The sequence below is a fragment of the Sulfitobacter sp. EhC04 genome (assembly GCF_001650875.1).
Lineage (GTDB): Bacteria > Pseudomonadota > Alphaproteobacteria > Rhodobacterales > Rhodobacteraceae > Sulfitobacter.
In genome coordinates, this window is the sequence record NZ_LXYI01000029.1 from 38164 (window position 1) to 54123 (window position 15960).

Annotated in this window: 17 protein-coding genes and 1 other RNA gene; 4 read left to right on the plus strand and 14 right to left on the minus strand. The window is 61.3% G+C overall.

Going from position 1 to position 15960, the window contains the following annotated elements; translation table 11 throughout:
• Window positions 1-218: 218 nt before the first annotated feature.
• The 8 genes from A8B82_RS13500 to A8B82_RS13535 all read right to left on the minus strand — a co-directional run bounded on the left by A8B82_RS13500 (window position 219) and on the right by A8B82_RS13535 (window position 6407).
• Window positions 219-491 (minus strand): N-(5'-phosphoribosyl)anthranilate isomerase, encoded by a 273-nt coding sequence (locus A8B82_RS13500; RefSeq protein WP_067293252.1) that lies wholly within the window; start codon window positions 489-491, stop codon window positions 219-221.
• Between the two features lie 18 nt (window positions 492-509).
• Window positions 510-734 (minus strand): ribbon-helix-helix domain-containing protein, encoded by a 225-nt coding sequence (locus A8B82_RS13505; RefSeq protein ID WP_067293254.1) that lies wholly within the window; start codon window positions 732-734, stop codon window positions 510-512.
• Complete coding sequence (locus A8B82_RS13510) at window positions 731-907, minus strand: DUF4169 family protein (protein ID WP_067293257.1); 177 nt, start codon at window positions 905-907, stop codon at window positions 731-733. Before A8B82_RS13510 ends, A8B82_RS13505 begins: the two co-directional genes overlap by 4 nt.
• Entirely contained in the window at window positions 904-2295 is a 1392-nt protein-coding gene (fumC, locus tag A8B82_RS13515) for a class II fumarate hydratase (RefSeq protein WP_067293260.1), read from the minus strand. Before fumC ends, A8B82_RS13510 begins: the two co-directional genes overlap by 4 nt.
• A 111-nt stretch (window positions 2296-2406) precedes the next feature.
• Window positions 2407-2886, minus strand: coding sequence for an SspB family protein (locus tag A8B82_RS13520; protein ID WP_067293261.1), 480 nt, complete (start codon window positions 2884-2886; stop codon window positions 2407-2409).
• 72 nt (window positions 2887-2958) lie between these two features.
• Window positions 2959-4206, minus strand: a complete 1248-nt coding sequence (chrA, locus tag A8B82_RS13525) for a chromate efflux transporter (protein WP_067293264.1) — start codon at window positions 4204-4206, stop codon at window positions 2959-2961.
• Entirely contained in the window at window positions 4203-5018 is an 816-nt protein-coding gene (locus A8B82_RS13530; protein ID WP_067293267.1) for a chromate resistance protein ChrB domain-containing protein, read from the minus strand. Before A8B82_RS13530 ends, chrA begins: the two co-directional genes overlap by 4 nt.
• Before the next feature lie 558 nt (window positions 5019-5576).
• Complete coding sequence (locus tag A8B82_RS13535; RefSeq protein WP_067293268.1) at window positions 5577-6407, minus strand: alpha/beta fold hydrolase; 831 nt, start codon at window positions 6405-6407, stop codon at window positions 5577-5579.
• A gap of 217 nt (window positions 6408-6624) precedes the next feature.
• Here A8B82_RS13535 and A8B82_RS13540 point away from each other — a divergent pair, with 217 nt between their 5' ends.
• A complete protein-coding gene (locus A8B82_RS13540) occupies window positions 6625-7593 on the plus strand; it encodes a GlxA family transcriptional regulator (RefSeq protein WP_235604698.1) in 969 nt (322 codons plus the stop codon).
• A 266-nt stretch (window positions 7594-7859) separates the two neighbouring features.
• On the opposite strand, the gene A8B82_RS13545 is transcribed toward A8B82_RS13540, so the two are convergent.
• From A8B82_RS13545 to A8B82_RS13560, 4 genes are all read right to left on the minus strand, one after another.
• The gene (locus tag A8B82_RS13545; RefSeq protein ID WP_067293273.1) at window positions 7860-9893 is read right to left on the minus strand and encodes a sensor histidine kinase; all 2034 of its coding nucleotides are present in this window, start codon (window positions 9891-9893) and stop codon (window positions 7860-7862) included.
• A gap of 272 nt (window positions 9894-10165) precedes the next feature.
• Window positions 10166-10514: a transfer-messenger RNA gene (gene ssrA / locus A8B82_RS13550) on the minus strand.
• Window positions 10515-10537: 23 nt separating this feature from the next.
• Window positions 10538-11599, minus strand: a complete 1062-nt coding sequence (locus A8B82_RS13555; RefSeq protein WP_067293275.1) for a hypothetical protein — start codon at window positions 11597-11599, stop codon at window positions 10538-10540.
• On the minus strand, window positions 11599-11913 hold the full coding sequence (locus A8B82_RS13560; RefSeq protein ID WP_067293278.1) for a hypothetical protein: 315 nt from the start codon (window positions 11911-11913) through the stop codon (window positions 11599-11601). Before A8B82_RS13560 ends, A8B82_RS13555 begins: the two co-directional genes overlap by 1 nt.
• Before the next feature lie 355 nt (window positions 11914-12268).
• On the opposite strand from A8B82_RS13560, the gene rplM reads away from it, so the two are divergent.
• The 3 genes from rplM to A8B82_RS13575 all read left to right on the plus strand — a co-directional run bounded on the left by rplM (window position 12269) and on the right by A8B82_RS13575 (window position 14435).
• A complete protein-coding gene (gene rplM / locus A8B82_RS13565) occupies window positions 12269-12730 on the plus strand; it encodes a 50S ribosomal protein L13 (protein ID WP_067293280.1) in 462 nt (153 codons plus the stop codon).
• A gap of 2 nt (window positions 12731-12732) precedes the next feature.
• A complete protein-coding gene (gene rpsI / locus A8B82_RS13570) occupies window positions 12733-13221 on the plus strand; it encodes a 30S ribosomal protein S9 (protein ID WP_067293281.1) in 489 nt (162 codons plus the stop codon).
• Between the two features lie 224 nt (window positions 13222-13445).
• A complete protein-coding gene (locus tag A8B82_RS13575) occupies window positions 13446-14435 on the plus strand; it encodes an LLM class flavin-dependent oxidoreductase (RefSeq protein ID WP_067293284.1) in 990 nt (329 codons plus the stop codon).
• A gap of 10 nt (window positions 14436-14445) precedes the next feature.
• Here A8B82_RS13575 and A8B82_RS13580 read toward each other — a convergent pair whose 3' ends face one another.
• Both A8B82_RS13580 and ppk2 read right to left on the minus strand, forming a co-directional pair.
• Complete coding sequence (locus A8B82_RS13580) at window positions 14446-15063, minus strand: TetR/AcrR family transcriptional regulator (RefSeq protein ID WP_067293285.1); 618 nt, start codon at window positions 15061-15063, stop codon at window positions 14446-14448.
• Window positions 15056-15925, minus strand: coding sequence for a polyphosphate kinase 2 (ppk2, locus tag A8B82_RS13585; RefSeq protein ID WP_067293287.1), 870 nt, complete (start codon window positions 15923-15925; stop codon window positions 15056-15058). Before ppk2 ends, A8B82_RS13580 begins: the two co-directional genes overlap by 8 nt.
• Window positions 15926-15960: the final 35 nt, after the last annotated feature.

Sequence of the window (15960 nt, forward strand, 5' to 3'; positions counted from 1 at the left end):
GAGAGGCGTGACCCTCCAGTGTGGACCGGGCGGGTGCCGGACTTTTCAAAAAGTCCGATCCGTTTTCTTCAAAGAAAACGGGCTCTGATGCATCTTTTCGTCGGGGTTGAGAGGCGTGTCCCTCCAGTATGGACCGGGCGGGTGCCGGACTTTTCAAAAAGTCCGGTCCGTTTTCTTCAAAGAAAACGATACAAGCCCAGCGAATTTCCCATCCGATCCTAAAGCCTTTTCAGGCTCGGCACGGCTTTCTTCGAAAGAATCGTTCTCGACGCGACCCGGACCGGCTCCTGATTGCAGAAGATCACCAGTTGCCCCGCATTCTCGACCGCCGAAAACCCCCGGCGGTCAAGTTCCAGCAGAAAGGCATCCAGCCCCGCGTAACGCTCAATATCCCTGATCTTGCGGCGCACGACGCCACCCTCGCGGGCGGCTTTCGAGCTGAAGACATGCGTGACCCAGTGCTGCGGTGACATTTCCATCGGCAAAGACATGGCACCAGCCTAAGCCCATCAAGGTAAACGATCCTTTAACCGGCGCAGCACAAACAGCCGGATGGCAGAGGCAAGGCCGATGTCCATGTCCCGCGCCGCGTCGATCTGTGCCACCAGCGCGTTGATCGGCTGGCCCTGCGCCGCCGCAATGGCGCGGAACTCATCCCAGAATTCATCCTCCAGCGAGATCGAGGTCCGGTGCCCTTGCAGCGTCACCGAATGTTTGACCGGCCGTCCGCTCATGTCTCGCGTTTGTGGCCTTCCAGATTGCGGGCGATCTGCTCGGCGCGGGCCTTCAGCGCTTCTTTCTGCGCCCTGGTCTGTCCGAACTGTACCGCGTTTTCATCCGCGCGGGCCTTGCGGGAGGCGCGGTTGCGTTCTTTCTTCACCTTGTTGAGGTTGATGGGGGCGCTCATTTGGGTCCAATCATCTGTTCCGGCCGCACCACGCGGTCGAAGGTTTCCGCATCCACGAAACCCAGCGCGATGGCCTCTTCCTTGAGGGTCGTGCCGTTCTTGTGGGCGGTCTTGGCGACCTTGGTCGCGTTGTCATAGCCGATGGTGGGGGCCAGTGCCGTGACCAGCATCAGGCTTTCCTTCATCAGCCTGTCGATCCGTTCCACATTGGCCTGCGTGCCCACCACCATGTTGTCGGTAAAGCTGCCCGCCGCATCGCCCAGCAGTTGCATGGACTGGATCACGTTATAGCTCATCATCGGGTTATAGACGTTCAGCTCGAAATGGCCCTGTGAACCGGCAAAGCCGACGGCGGCATCATTGCCCATCACATGGGCGCAGACCATGGTCAGCGCCTCGGCCTGTGTCGGGTTCACCTTGCCCGGCATGATCGAAGATCCCGGCTCGTTCTCGGGCAGGATCAGCTCGCCCAGGCCAGAGCGGGGGCCGGAGCCCAGCAGGCGCATGTCGTTGGCGATCTTGAACATCGACGCGGCCACGGTTTTCAGCGCGCCCGAGAACATGACCATCGCGTCATGGGCGGCCAGCGCCTCGAACTTGTTGGGGGCGGTGACAAAGGGCAGGCCGGTGATATTGGCGATTTCCGCCGCGACCTTTTCGGCAAAGCCCTTGCGGGTGTTCAGGCCCGTGCCCACCGCCGTGCCGCCCTGTGCCAGTTCATAGATGTCGGGAAGGCAGGCCTCGATGCGCGCGATGCCCTTGGCCATCTGATGCGCGTAGCCGCCGAATTCCTGGCCCAGTGTCAGCGGAGTGGCATCCTGGGTATGGGTGCGGCCGATCTTGATGATGTCCTTGAATTCCTCGGACTTGGCGGCAAGGGCCGCGTGCAGCTTGCGCAGGCCCGGCAACAGCGTGTCGCGCGCCACCATGCCGATGGCGACATGCATTGCCGTGGGGAAAGTGTCGTTGGACGATTGCCCCATGTTGCAGTGATCATTGGGGTGCACCGGGCTTTTCGAGGCCATCTGGCCGCCCATGATCTCGATCGCGCGGTTGGAGATGACCTCGTTCGCGTTCATGTTCGACTGGGTGCCGGACCCGGTCTGCCAGACCACCAGCGGAAAGTTGTCGTCGAACTTGCCGTCGATGACCTCTTGTGCGGCCTGCTGGATCGCCGGGGCCAGATCCGCATCCAGGTCGCCAAAGCCAAGGTTCACCTCGGCGCAGGCTTTCTTGATCACACCCAGCGCCCGGATGATCGCTACGGGCTGGCGTTCCCAGCCGATCGGGAAGTTCATGATCGACCGCTGGGTCTGTGCGCCCCAGTATTTGTCGGCGGGAACTTCGAGGGTGCCAAAGCTGTCGGTTTCGGTGCGGGTGTCGGCCATGTCGGGCTCCTGATGTCTTTATAGGTTGGCCAAGGGTGTAGCGGCCAGCGTGACCCGGCGCAATCGACCGATGGCGCTAACGGGCGACAGAACGGTCAAAGCTGCGGCAAATTACTTGCGAAACGAATCGAGCGAGACGATTTCGGCGTCCTTGTGGTCTTCCTCCGGCACTTCCAGCTCGTCCTCGGTCTGCTGGGGCAGGTCGGTGCTGTCGGCCTTGTCTGCCGTGGCACCACTGTCCTGCTGTTCGAATCGCAGGCCAAATTCGACCGAAGGGTCGACGAAGGTGCGGATCGCGTCATAGGGGATATAAAGCGGCTCCGGCGCGTCACCGAAGTTCAGCGTCACGGCAAAGCCTTCTTCGCCGACGTCCAGCTTGTCGTACCAGTGCTGCATCACCACTGTCATTTCGCCGGGATAGCGGTCAGACAGCCAGTCGGCCAGTTCCGCATCCGGGTGCGAGGTGTCGAAGGTGATGAAGAAGTGATGATTCCCCGGCAGACCGCGTTCCGCGACATCCAGCAGGACCTTTCGGATCAAGCCCCGCATGGCCTCGTGCATCAGGTTGCCATAGTCGATCTTGCGGCTCATCTCTATCTCCGGTTGTGCCCATGGGCAGCCTCAGCATAGCCCATTCCCCGGCAAGGAAAAGGGGGTGCCGCGTCAAACCAGAGCCATCAGCAGGGCGGCGGCTGTCAGTGCTGCCATTGTCAGCACAAAACCCCGTCGCAACCGCAGCATCAGGACCATGCCGGCAAGGACAAGAACGCAGGCCAAGATATTGAAACTGCTCAGATCCGGGGCCGGAATCGCGAGAAAGGAGGCGCCCTCGACCCGGTCGAAGATCACATGCAGCGCAAACCAGACAGAGAGGTTGGCAATCACGCCGACAACGGCGGCGGTGATGGCCTGCAAGGCCCCTGCAAGCCGTGGTTGTGCTGAAATCCGCTCCAGGTAGGGACCGGCCAGGAAAATCCACAAAAAGCAGGGGGTGAAGGTGACCCAGAGCGCCAGCAGCCCCGCCGCCAATGCGCCGGTGATACCCGACTGTGCGAATCCCGCCAGCAGCGCCACGAATTCGGTCACCAGGATCAGCGGCCCCGGCGTGGTTTCCGCCAGCCCCAACGCGTCAATCATCTGATCCGTGCTGATCCAGCCGAAATCCTGAACCACGGTCTGCGTCATATAGGCCAGCACGGCATAGGCCCCGCCAAAGGTGACGATTGCCAGTTTGGAAAAGAACAGTCCGAGTTGCAGCAGGAAATCCTGATCCAGCGCCCAGAGCATCAGCAGCGGCGCGGCCCAGAGCGCGGACCAGACCAGCAGGGTGCGCCGGGTCTGCGCCGGGCGGGCAGGCAGGTGGTCCGGCGCGGGCCTGGTGGTCTGCCCGTGCATCATCCCCCACAGCCCCGCGCAGAGAATAATCAGCGGAAACGGCAGGCCCAGCACAAACAGGGCCAGAAACGACAGCACTGCCAGCACCCAGCCCTGCGCGCCATGCAGCGCCTTGCCCGCCACCTTGCGCAGCGCCTGGAACACCACGACGATCACCGCCGCCTTGATGCCGAGGAAGGCGGCCTGCACCAGCGGCAACTGACCGTACCAGGCATAGCCCAGCGCCAGCACGGCAATGACCAGCGCGCCGGGCACGACAAACAAGAGCCCGGCCAGCAGGCCGCCCGCCACGCCGCGCAGCCGCCAGCCCGCGTATGTGGCCAGTTGCATCGCCTCCGGTCCCGGCAGCAACATGCACAGCGACAGGGCCCGCAGAAACGCCTCTTCGCTCAGCCAGGGGCGGTGTTCGACCAGCTCGCGGTGCATCACCGCGATCTGCGCCGCCGGTCCGCCAAAGGACAGCAACCCGATGCGGCCAAAGACGCGGGTCATTTGCGGCCAGCCCGGCGCGCTCATGACGGACGGTCCGCGGGCCAGTCGTGGCCTTCGTCCTGCCCGTCGCGCGCCCAGCGATAAAGCGCATCATACATCACCATGCCTGCCTCAAGCATCATCAGGTCATCGCGGTACTGGCGCGACAGCCCGACCGACAGCGCCAGCAGACCCGCCGCCTGGGGGGATTGGTCGTGGGTATCGGTATCGGCGGCGCGCACGACCTGCGCCAACCGGTCAAGCGCGGCAGAGGAAAGGGCAAATTCGGACAGTATCTTGTCGAATGTGCATAAAGGGCCTTCGTGTGAGAAATGGACATCCAGCACATCGAAAGGCACCGCATCATAGCGCGCGGCCACGCCCATGACCTCGGCGGGCGAAACAAACAGGAACCGCGCGTCAGGGTCCACAAAGCGGCGGATCAGCCAGGGGCAGGCGATCCGGTCGATCTTGGGCCGGTGGCGTGTCACCCATAGGGTGGCACCATCCACCGGCGCGGGCAGGGCGGCTGCGGGGATGCGCATCGTGTCGGGATGATCCCGCCAGCCATACATCCCGCCTGACAGGTATTCTGCCACCAGCCCGTCGGCGCGCAGCCGCGCGGTCAGGCCCTGGCTCAGCTTGATGCCCTGCTGGCAGGTGATCACGCAGGCCCGCCCGTTCAGCCGCGTCTTGAGGCCCGCAATATCGGTGTGTGGGTGGCGGAACGAACCGGGGATCAGAAAAGGATCCTCGGCAAAGTCGGGATCAATGGAGATATCGACAATCACCGGGCAATCCGGCGTGCCGATCAGGCGCAGCAGTTGTGGTACGGTTATTTCATTCGGGGCAGCCATGGCATGCGTCCTCTCAAGTGGGATACATGCGAACTTTGGCTGGCGCCTCACGGGGCGTTCGCGGAGAACCCCATGCCCCCAGACAGCATCGCAGCGCCGCTCTGTCAAGGTCGGATGGTGAGGGGCCGGGCCGTCAGGCAATTGTTGAACGGCAGATGACTTTGGCCTTTACGTCATCAATTGACCCAAAATAGAAAACCGGACCTTCGCGCAGAATGCGGCGAAGGGCGGGGAGGGGGCCCTTAGGGGCGGATGCTGCAGTCATCCTGAAGGTCTGCTATCGCATCCAAAGACGAGAGTCCGGGCAATGAACTGCGTCTTGCCCAGTGTTGCCTGGATTTCGTTCGCAAGCTGTGAACAACACGTTCAAAGCATTGCCAGCAGACACATTCTGGCGATCGCTGCTACAGCGACGATATTCAATGGCCCCAACGCAGTGTCATGTTAATGGGGCCACTCCCGTTCTTGTTGCTTCTGAAATGGTGCGTAATCGTGCGGATGTTTTTTTGTTTGGGAGGGCAGCATTGCCCTCCCATCAAGGAATCGATTTCGATCAGCCTAGCTTTGCACAAAGCTGAGCAGGTCCGGGTTCACCAGATCGGGGTGCGTGGCGAAAAAGCCGTGTGATAGGCCCTCGTAAACCTTCAGCGTTCCGTTCGGCAGAAGCTTGACCGCCTTCTCGGCCGAGTTTGCGATCGGGACGACCTGATCGTCATCGCCGTGCATCACGAGGGTTGGCACGTTCATCGCCTTGAGATCCTCGGTCTGGTCGGTTTCGGAGAACACCGCGATACATTGGTAATGTGCGGATGCGCTGCCCATCATGCCCTGACGCCACCAGTTGTTGATCAAACCTTGGCTGACTTCGGCACCGTCGCGGTTGAAGCCGTAGAAAGGACCTGACGGAACGTCGAGGAAGAATTGCGCGCGGTTGGCGGCCAGTCCGGCCCGCAACCCGTCAAATTCCTCAATCGGAACACCGTCCGGGTTGGCGTCGGTCTGCAGCATCAGGGGGGGGATGGCCCCCAGAAGCGCAGCCTTGGCGACACGGCCGGGCTCGGCTTTGGCCACGTAAGCCGCGACTTCACCGCCGCCTGTCGAGTGGCCGATATGGACAGCGTTTTGCAGATCAAGCGCCGCCGCAAGATCGACAACGTCGTTTGAATAGGTCGCCATATCATGGCCAAGGTCCGTCTGGTCAGACCGTCCATGCCCGCGCCGGTCGTGTGCGATCACGCGGTAACCGTTGGCGAGGAAGTACAGCATCTGGTTGTCCCAGTCATCGCCGCTCAGCGGCCAGCCGTGGTGAAAGACGATGGGCTGCGCATCTTTTGGACCCCAGTCTTTGTAGAAAATCCTGGTGCCGTCGCGTGTTTCAATAGTGGACATGATAATGTCTCCTTCTTGTTGAGCAGGGGATCGAGCCGCAAGCGCGGCAGGCATCGCGGCGAGCAACGCGGTTGCTGCACCCGCCTGTAGAACGGTGCGCCTGGTCAATTCGTTTTGGGTCATGGTCATCGGCTTCTCGTTGCTTGTTCGATGACGCCAATGTTGCAATTTGGAGGGTTATCTACGATTGTCACAAATGACAAAAAGAGGTTCAAAAGTGACAAAAGTGACAAAAGACTGGATCTGCGAGATCGGTCTGTTGATTTACCCCGACTGCCAATTGTCCGCGATTTACGGCCTGACCGATCTGTTCCGGATTGCGGGCGAGTGGGCAGATAGCGACAACCCGCGACAGGTTCGGGTCACCCATTGGCGCGCCGAGGAAGGTGGGGAGCTCATTTGCGTCTGGGATACCCATCCGAACAAGACCCATCATTTGGATTACGTTATCACGCCGCCCAGCATCGTCATGCCGGACAAGATGCAGCCCATGCCACAAGAGGCTGCGTGGCTTCGGTCGCAACACAAAGAGGGCAGCCGCGTTTGCTCGATCTGTGCAGGTGCGTTCGTTCTTGCCGAAAGCGGATTGCTGCAAGGCCGACGGGTGACAACGCACTGGGCTTTCGCCAAACACCTTGCACAAAGCTACCAAGATATTGAAGTTGCCGACAGAAATCTGGTGCTGGACGATGGCGACGTGATTTCAGCGGGCGGTATCCTTGCCTGGACCGATCTTGGCCTGACCCTTGTCGAGCGTCTCTTTGGACGGAGCACGATGCTGTCGACGGCCCGATTTCTGGTCATTCAGCCGCCGCGGGCCACGCAGCTTCCCTTCACCGAGTTTATCCCGGTGTTCGATCATGGAGACGCGGCGATCCTGCGGGTCCAGCACCATATCCACGCTGATTTGACTGCATCTCTGAACCTCAACGATCTCTCCGATGTTGCCCGTCTGGGAAGGCGAACCTTCATGCGCCGTTTTGCCAAAGCGACTTCGCTCAACCCCACCGAGTACATTCAACAGGCGCGTGTTGCCAAAGCCCGAGGTGTTCTGGAACTGACCAACCGTCCCTTGGATCAGGTCGCGTGGGAGGTCGGGTACAAGGACCCTTCTGCCTTCAGCAAAATTTTCCAGCGTATCTCCGGAGTTTCAGTCTCAGCGTATCGGCACCAATTTGGTGTCTAAAGCGTCCGGCCTTTAAACTGAGGCATCGCACATCACTTTTCGCGCCCCGCCGCAGGCGAAGGCAGCGAACAAGTGTTTCATGTTCAAGGCCGGACGCTCTGGCCAAGGCTACCGTAGGCGTCAGTCAGGACAAGAAGCAGACCTTGGCGCAACCGCAGCGAATTGGCGCTTTGTCCTGCACGCCGGTCCTTGACCCATACCGCGCCGAAGGCCCGGTTTGGGTCGGAAATGCTTGACGATTGGGTCAGAATGAATGCGTCCAGAGCCTATGCAACCATGTTGTGCCGTTCTTCCTGGGTTTCGGCATTTTCCCCAGGCTCTCGCGGCAGGCGCATGACAAAGGTGCTGCCCTGACCCGTGACGCTGCTGGCGGTCAGCGTGCCGCCGTGCATTTCGGCGATATCGCGCGAAATGGCGAGGCCAAGGCCTGTGCCGCCGAATTGCCGGGTCGAGGTGGCATCGACCTGGTGAAACGCCTCGAATACCCGGCTGACCTGGTCTTCGGGGATGCCGATGCCGGTATCGGTGACGCTGAATTCCACCACGTTGTCGTTCATGACCACATCCAGCTTGATGCTGCCCGTTTGCGTGAACTTTGCCGCGTTGCCGACCAGATTGATCAGCACCTGACGGACCCGGTTGGCATCGGCATAGAGGTTTCCGGGGTCGACGGACACCTCGAATGCCAGGCCTTTTTCCTCGACCATGGGGCGCATCTGGTCTGCGACCGGACCAACGATGTCATTTATATCGTAATGTGTCGGCTGGATTGCCTGGCTGCCGGATTCAAGCTTGGCGAAATCAAGGATTTCGCTGATCAGCGACAGCAGATGCTCACCCGACCGCTCCAGCCGGGTCATCATGCTGACGATCTGCCCGGTGAGCGATTTCAGTTGCGGCTCGATCTCTTTTGCGACTTCGGGATGGGCCTTGAGAGCCTCATTCAACGCCAGGGCAGGCGGCAGGCGGTCTACATTGCGGGCAAGGCGGGCGTGGCCCAGGATCACGGTCAGGGGGGTGCGCAATTCATGGCTCAGCACGCCCATGAAATCGGTCTTGGCCTTGTTGGCGGCCTCTGCCGCCTGCTGCGCGCGTTTCAGGTCGGTGACGTCGATGCGCAGGCCCACGACGCTGCCATCCTCCATCAGGCGGTCGGATGTCTGCATGATGCGCCCGTCCGGCAAGATCTGTTCAGGGTCCGAGGAGCCGTCCAGCGGGCGGTTGCGCCATTCCTCAAGCCACTCTTGCTCGCGCCCGACCGCGCTGCGGATGACCCCCTTGTTCAGGCTGGATTTGACGATGTCCTCGTAATGTACCCCGATTTTCACAACCGAGGAGGGGCCGTGCATTTCGGCGTATTTCTGGTTCATCGCAATCAGCCTGCCTTCGGGGTCGAACATCACAAAGCCATGGTGAAGTGCCTCGATGCCGTTTGTCAGCCTGCTTTCGGCCTCCCGCCGGGTGTCGGCCAGCCGCAGGACGTAAAACAGGCCGATTGCAACCAGCGAGATAAAGATGAGGCGCAGGCTCCATTGCCACATGAATTGGGGGCGGCGCAGGGGCCAGCCGTCTGCCGGTGTGGCGGCCAATTCCCAAACGCCCATGGGAATGTTCAGTGTCATCACAACCGGGTCCCGGCTGAGCGCTGCGACGTCACCCAGCAACACATGGGCCACCGGGCCATCGCCAACGCGCCTTTCGCGCAGCACGATATCGTATTTTTCCGACAGGTTCGCGCTGCTGATGCTATCAACGAATGAATCGTAATCCAGCACAACGGAAAGCAGGCCCCACGGCTCCCTCTTGCCGTCGCGCATGGTAAAGACCGGCTGTCTGAGGATCAGCCCGCGTCCGCCCTGCAACAGATCGACTGGCCCGTCGATCTGGCCGTTCCCGGTGCGCATGGCTTCGGCGACCTTCGGGAATTGCAGCGGGTTGGTGCGATAATCCAGCCCCAATACCCTTTCATTGCCGGTCTTGGGGAACACCATTGTGACAACAAGGTCAGGCGCTGCGGCGATGTTGATGACATCATTGTTTTCAAGCAGGAAATCGACCGCCTTGATGTTGAATTCGGTCTGGTTCATGTCGGGATTCTGAGACAGGGCCGCGGCAATTTCGTTCATCCGCAGGACGCGGTTGACCATCTCTGACTCGAATTTTTCGCGGATGGCGGACAGTTCGATCGTGGTGTTCAGTCGCAGGCTCTGCAGATAGGTTTGATAAGACAGGCTCTCGATCTTCCTGCCGAACGCGATGATGACGCCGCAGACAATTGCAATCAGAACAACGCGCGTCATCCAGAGATGCAGTGAACGCTGTGGTGTGGGGCGGATTCCCGTCTGGCGGCTCACCATATCTCGGCCTAACTTTCTGTCTTGTGTCGCTCTGTCTTTGTCGCTCGAACCACCTACACAAACATTCCTCTAGATTCGGAAAAAATCATGACCAAGTCACTGATTTTTCAATCTAACGGGGAAATTCTGGCGCAGTGTGACCCGATCACATCAACTATAACAGAGCACGAAACGGCGAGATATGCGTTGGATTGTGCGATATTGCGGAAGATGAAAGTGCAGGCTTCTGTTGCCAGGTGCCTGCGAACCCCGCCTTAAGTCGCTAAACCCAAGGACTTAGATTTCAGTCTCTCCGGTCGCTTACGCGGCCATTGCTACTGGAGCACTATTGTCATTTGCAATTGTACTTTTTACGCCGATAACGGTGGCAGTCAGCCGAGACAAAGCAAAACCCCTTTAGACGTTCGTCGATCCTGTTTCGACCCCATGATCCCCAAATGAAGGATGTTGGTGGAGTCGCCGGGTACCGCCCCCGGGTCCGATCCGCTTATTACGAGCGCGTTTATGTCCATAGTTCCGAAGAACAAGCCAGATATAGGCCAAGGGGCCGGGATTTTCAATCGTCTACGTGATGAAATCGACCGAAATCACAGCAACCCGCCTGCGCCCCAGGCCAGCCCCAGCACGATGGCCGCGGCAGAGAGTGCTGCCGCATATCCGATCAGTTTCAGCCTTGAGAACGGGCGTTCGCCATAGGTGCGCCCGTCGATGCCGGACACGACCACCTTCATCGGTTTGCCGCCATAGCTGTAATGGGCGATCCAGACCGGCAACAGGATGCGGCGGTAGTGGATGCCGGTTGTGTCGGTCTGATAGCGAATGCCGTGCACACCGGATCTGTCGATATGGCGCTTGATCCGGTTGCGGATCAGCAGCTTCTTGTCCGGCGCATTGGCGGACAGCCCCTGTGCCACGCTTTGATGGTGCCGTTCTGCGGCAAAGCCCGCCAGATATGCCGCGCGGTAGGGTCTGAGTGCTGCGGGATCGAAGTCATGCAGGATGCCGTCGCGGATCAGGGGGGTGACATGCGCAGAGGCGGGCATCAGCAGATCGTCGAAGGTGATGGTCATGCTGCCCGAAGTGCGATGCGTCCGCCGCCGATCGCCCGAGCCGGTGGTGTATTTCGCCCAGTATCGCAGGGCCTCATGGCTGTCGAAGGTCCAGAACGGCGCGTAAAGCCCGGCCAGCCGTGCGTCCTCCAGCAGGGCGGGCAGGTCGCGCGGGGCGGCCAGACGCCTGGCCACCCAGGCGCGCATCTGGCGGCGGGCAAAGCCGGGATCGGTCTGAAAGGGGATCAGTGCCTTGGTGCGATAGCCGGCATCCGCAGGGCCCAGCACCACCGGGCCATTGCAATAGGGGCATTGTTCGGAAAGCGCTGCACCCACAAAGAGCACCGCACCGCCGCAGTTGCGGCATTGATAGGTGCGTTCCCGGGTCAACTCGGGCAGATCGTTCTCTGCTGCATCCGGTTCATAGGCGAATTCCTGCGCCGCATCGGCATCATGGATTGTCTCAAGCGCGTAGAGCCTGCCGCAGCTGCTGCATTCCAGTTTGCCCTGCAACGGCGAAAAGACGCAGTGCCCGCCGCAACTGGCGCAGGACAGGGCCGCCTGATCCGCCACAACCTGATCCGTCACGTCATGGGGCATCAGTCATTGTCCCCAAGGGCGGCGGCGATTTCCAGCAGGATGCGCAGCCGCAGCCAGGATCGGTCGATGGCCCCTGACAGATCACCCGTCACATGCCAGTCGCCGATGATGGTGGCGAAAAACCATGTGGCCATCAGCCAGAAGGCAATCACCGCCCAGCCGGAGATGGACCGGATGCGCCCGGCGGAACCGGGGCGCAATTCGTGGCGCGCCTCGTAGACCCGGATCAGCTTGACCACCGGGCGGATGCCGATGGCGGTGGACAGCGCCAGCAGGGCAAGGGTGGCAAGCAGGGGGGCAAGGGACAAATACATCGGTAAGCCTGTTGTGACGGGACAGACCCAAGGTTACAGCGTCCCGCCTTTAAACAGAAGCATATCACTTCGCCAATGTCCCGAGAGCGCGCAGCGCGGCAGGGTATTGGCGTATCAAGTTTAAGGCGGGGCGCGTTGGCACGGGATGCGGACCAACGGGAACCGGGTGATGCGAAGCGGCTGCGGAACCCCGGAATATTGGGGTAAAATAATACCTTAATTTCAAGCACCTGTTTTGCAACGATAAATATGGATAAGCGGTGCTTGACCGGGCGTAGGGGATGGTTATAACCCGGCCATCAGATACCAGGCGGGGTGCTTTGCCCCTGCTGTCACCACCAAACGGGAATTTCCGATGAAAACTTTCTCTGCAACACCGGCAGACATCGACAAGAAATGGATCATCATTGACGCCGAAGGCGTCGTGCTGGGCCGTCTCGCGTCGATCGTTGCCATGCGGCTGCGCGGCAAGCACAAGCCGTCCTTCACCCCTCACATGGATTGCGGTGACAATGTCATCGTCATCAATGCCGAGAAAATCCAGATGACCGGCAAGAAGCGTGAAGAAAACTTCTACTGGCACACCGGCCACCCCGGCGGGATCAAGAGCCGCACCAAGGCGCAGATCCTTGAAGGCGCGCACCCCGAGCGGGTCGTGACCCAGGCCGTCAAGCGCATGCTGCCCGGCAACCGCCTGAGCCGCCAGATCATGACCAACCTGCGCGTCTATGCAGGTGGCGAGCACCCGCACGAGGCGCAAAACCCCGACGTTCTGGACGTGAAGTCCATGAACAAGAAAAACACCCGGAGCGCATGAGCATGGCTGACGAAATCAACACACTCGAAGATCTGGCCGAAGTTGCCGGCGTTGCCGCAGCACCGGAAGTTGAGCTGACCCCGCGTGAGCCCGTGCGTGACGAATTGGGCCGTGCCTATGCCACCGGCAAGCGCAAAGATGCGGTCGCCCGCGTCTGGATCAAGCCCGGTTCCGGCAAGGTCACTGTCAACGGCAAGCCGCAGAACGAATATTTTGCACGCCCCGTGTTGCAGATGATCCTGGCGCAGCCTTTCGGCATCACCAACACAGAAGGCCAGTTCGACGTGGTCGCCACCGTCAAGGGTGGCGGTCTGTCCGGTCAGGCCGGTGCGGTCAAGCACGGTGTCTCCAAGGCGCTGCAGCTTTATGATCCCTCCCTGCGCGGTGCGCTGAAGGCGGCAGGTTTCCTGACCCGCGACAGCCGTGTCGTCGAGCGGAAGAAATACGGCAAGGCCAAGGCGCGCAAGAGCTTCCAGTTCTCCAAGCGTTAAGCTGCTGGTCATATTTTCGGGAAAGGCCGCGCCATCGGGTGCGGCCTTTTTCGTTTCTGCGGGCGTTTTCGCATTTGGTTTCGACGCGCTGGCGCGCGCCGACCGCCGGGGGAGGCGCTGCCTCCCCCGGACCCCCACCGGGAATATTTTTTGCCAAAAAGAAAGAGGCAGGGTTTTACCCGGGCTGCGGCTGTCTATCTTGGGAAGCAACAAAGGAGTTTGATGTGAAATATTCGGTTCTCGATCTGGCACCTGTCCCCGAAGGCAGCGATGCGGCGCAGGCGATGCGCAATACCACCGAACTGGCGCAGCAGGCCGAGGCGCTGGGGTTTCACCGCTACTGGATGGCGGAGCATCACAACATGCCCGGCATCGCCTCTGCCGCGACATCGGTGCTGATCGGCCATGTGGCAAGCGTGACCCGAACCATGCGCGTGGGGGCCGGGGGCATCATGCTGCCCAACCATGCGCCGCTGGCCATTGCCGAACAATTCGGCACGCTGGCGACGCTATACGGTGACCGGATCGACCTGGGCCTGGGCCGCGCGCCCGGTGGCGATCAGGCGGTGTATCAGGCGCTGCGCCGGGTGGGCAGCGACGATTTTGTGGCCGACGTGGCAGAGTTGCAGGGCTATCTGGGCGATCCGCAGCCCGGTGCAGCGGTGCGCGCCCTGCCGGGCGAGGGCACCCATGTGCCGCTGTGGATTCTGGGCTCGTCGCTTTATGGTGCGCAGGTGGCGGCGCATTTCGGGCTGCCATATGCCTTTGCCTCGCATTTCGCACCCGATGCGCTGGAGCAGGCGGTGGCGGTTTACCGACATCAGTTCCAGCCTTCCGCGCAGTTGGACAAGCCGCATTTCATGCTGGCGGTGAATGTCTTTGCCGCCGAGACCGATGCGGAAGGGGCCTATCTGCGGACCTCGATGCAGCAGGCCTTTGCCCGGATGCGCACCGGCCAGCGCGGCAAGCTGCCGCGCCCGGTGGATGACATCGACGCCGAGATCGGCGGCGCGGTGCGGCGCGGCGTGGATCAGGCGCTGCGGGTGACGGCAGTGGGCAGCCCCGAGACGGTGCGCGGCCAGCTCGATGCGCTGCGCGCCGAATACCAGCCCGATGAGATGATCCTGACCGGGCAGATCCACGATCACGCGGCGCGGCTCAGGTCCTTTGAAATCGCGGCGGAGGTGCTGTCGGGCCTGTCCCGCGCCGCCTGAACGGGCGAAATCACTCGTCCGGGCGCACCAACCCCAGACCCCGAAGGTAGATGCCGATGCCGGTTTCCAGCAGGTCGTCCGCCGGGAAGGGCGAGGCGCGGCCGGGGGAGTTGCGCGCGAAAAGTTCCACGACACCGTGGCTCAACGCCCAGATATGGGCCGAGAACATCGAGGCGGGCGGGCGCCGGTCCTCGGGGATGTGCTGGCTGAGGTCGGTGGCGGCGCGTTCCAGCACCGCATTGGCGCGGCCCGCCACGGCGGCCAGGTCCGGCGTCCGGTTCACCGAGATGCCGCTTTCGAACATCGCGATGTAATGGCCGGGATATTTGCGGGCAAAGGCGAGATAGGCCCGGCCCGTGGCTTCGAAGGCCTTGAGGGCGGAGGGCTGGCCGGACTGATAGGCGAAATCCATCAGATCCGCAAAAATCTCGTAGCCTTGCCGGGCGGCCTCGGCGATCAGATCCTCGCGGCCATCGAAGTGGCGGTAGACCGCCGCCGGGGTCACGCCCGCCTGTTTGGCCGCCTCCGACAGGGTAAATCCGGTTGGGCCGCGCGCCTCGATCAGTTCAAGTGCGGCCTCGATCAGCGCCTGTCGCAGGTTGCCGTGATGATAGCCGCGTTTAGGCATCCCAGATGTCCGGACCGCCGCAGATCAGCGGGTCGATCGCACCGATGGCACGCGCATCTTTCTGTGGATACTCAAAGGCATGGCAGAGCACCCGCATGGCATTCAGACGCGCGCGGCGCTTGTCGTCAGAGCGGATGATGGTCCAGGGCGCGTGGTCGGTATGGCTGCGCGTCAGCGTGTCCTGGATCGCGGCGGAATAGGCGTCCCATTTGGCCAGCCCCTGGACGTCGATGCTGCTGAGTTTCCATTGCTTCAGCGGATCGCTTTCGCGTGCCAGCATGCGGCGCAACTGTTCGGCGCGGCCCACGTTCAGCCAGAACTTGAACAGGTGAATGCCGTCATCCACCAGCATCTTTTCGAAATCCGGCACCTGGTTGAAGAAATGCCGGTTCTGATCCGGCGTGCAGAACCCGAAAACCGGTTCGACCACGCCCCGGTTGTACCAGGACCGGTCGTAGAAAACGATCTCTCCCGCGGTGGGCAGATGAGTCACATAGCGCTGGAAATACCATTGGCCCTGTTCCGTCTCTGTCGGTTTGGACAGGGCGACGACGCGCGCCGCGCGAGGATTAAGATTGGTGCGCATCCGGTTGATTGTGCCGCCTTTTCCGGCGGCATCGCGGCCTTCGAACACCATGACGATGCGGGTGCCGCTGTCACGGACCCAGGATTGCAGCTTGACCAGTTCGATCTGCAGCTTGTCATAGGCACGGTCATAAACCTTGCGCGCCAGCCGCTCCGAATGGGGGTAGGACGCCGAAATCACGTCTCCCTTGTCGGCGCGGCGGATCGCGTTGCGGATCTGGTCGGGCGCGTCGTTTTCGTAAAAGGCGCTGATCGCGCCGTCAAAGGGCAGGTCCATGGGGCCTCCTCAAATGGTCTTTGAATTCAATATGG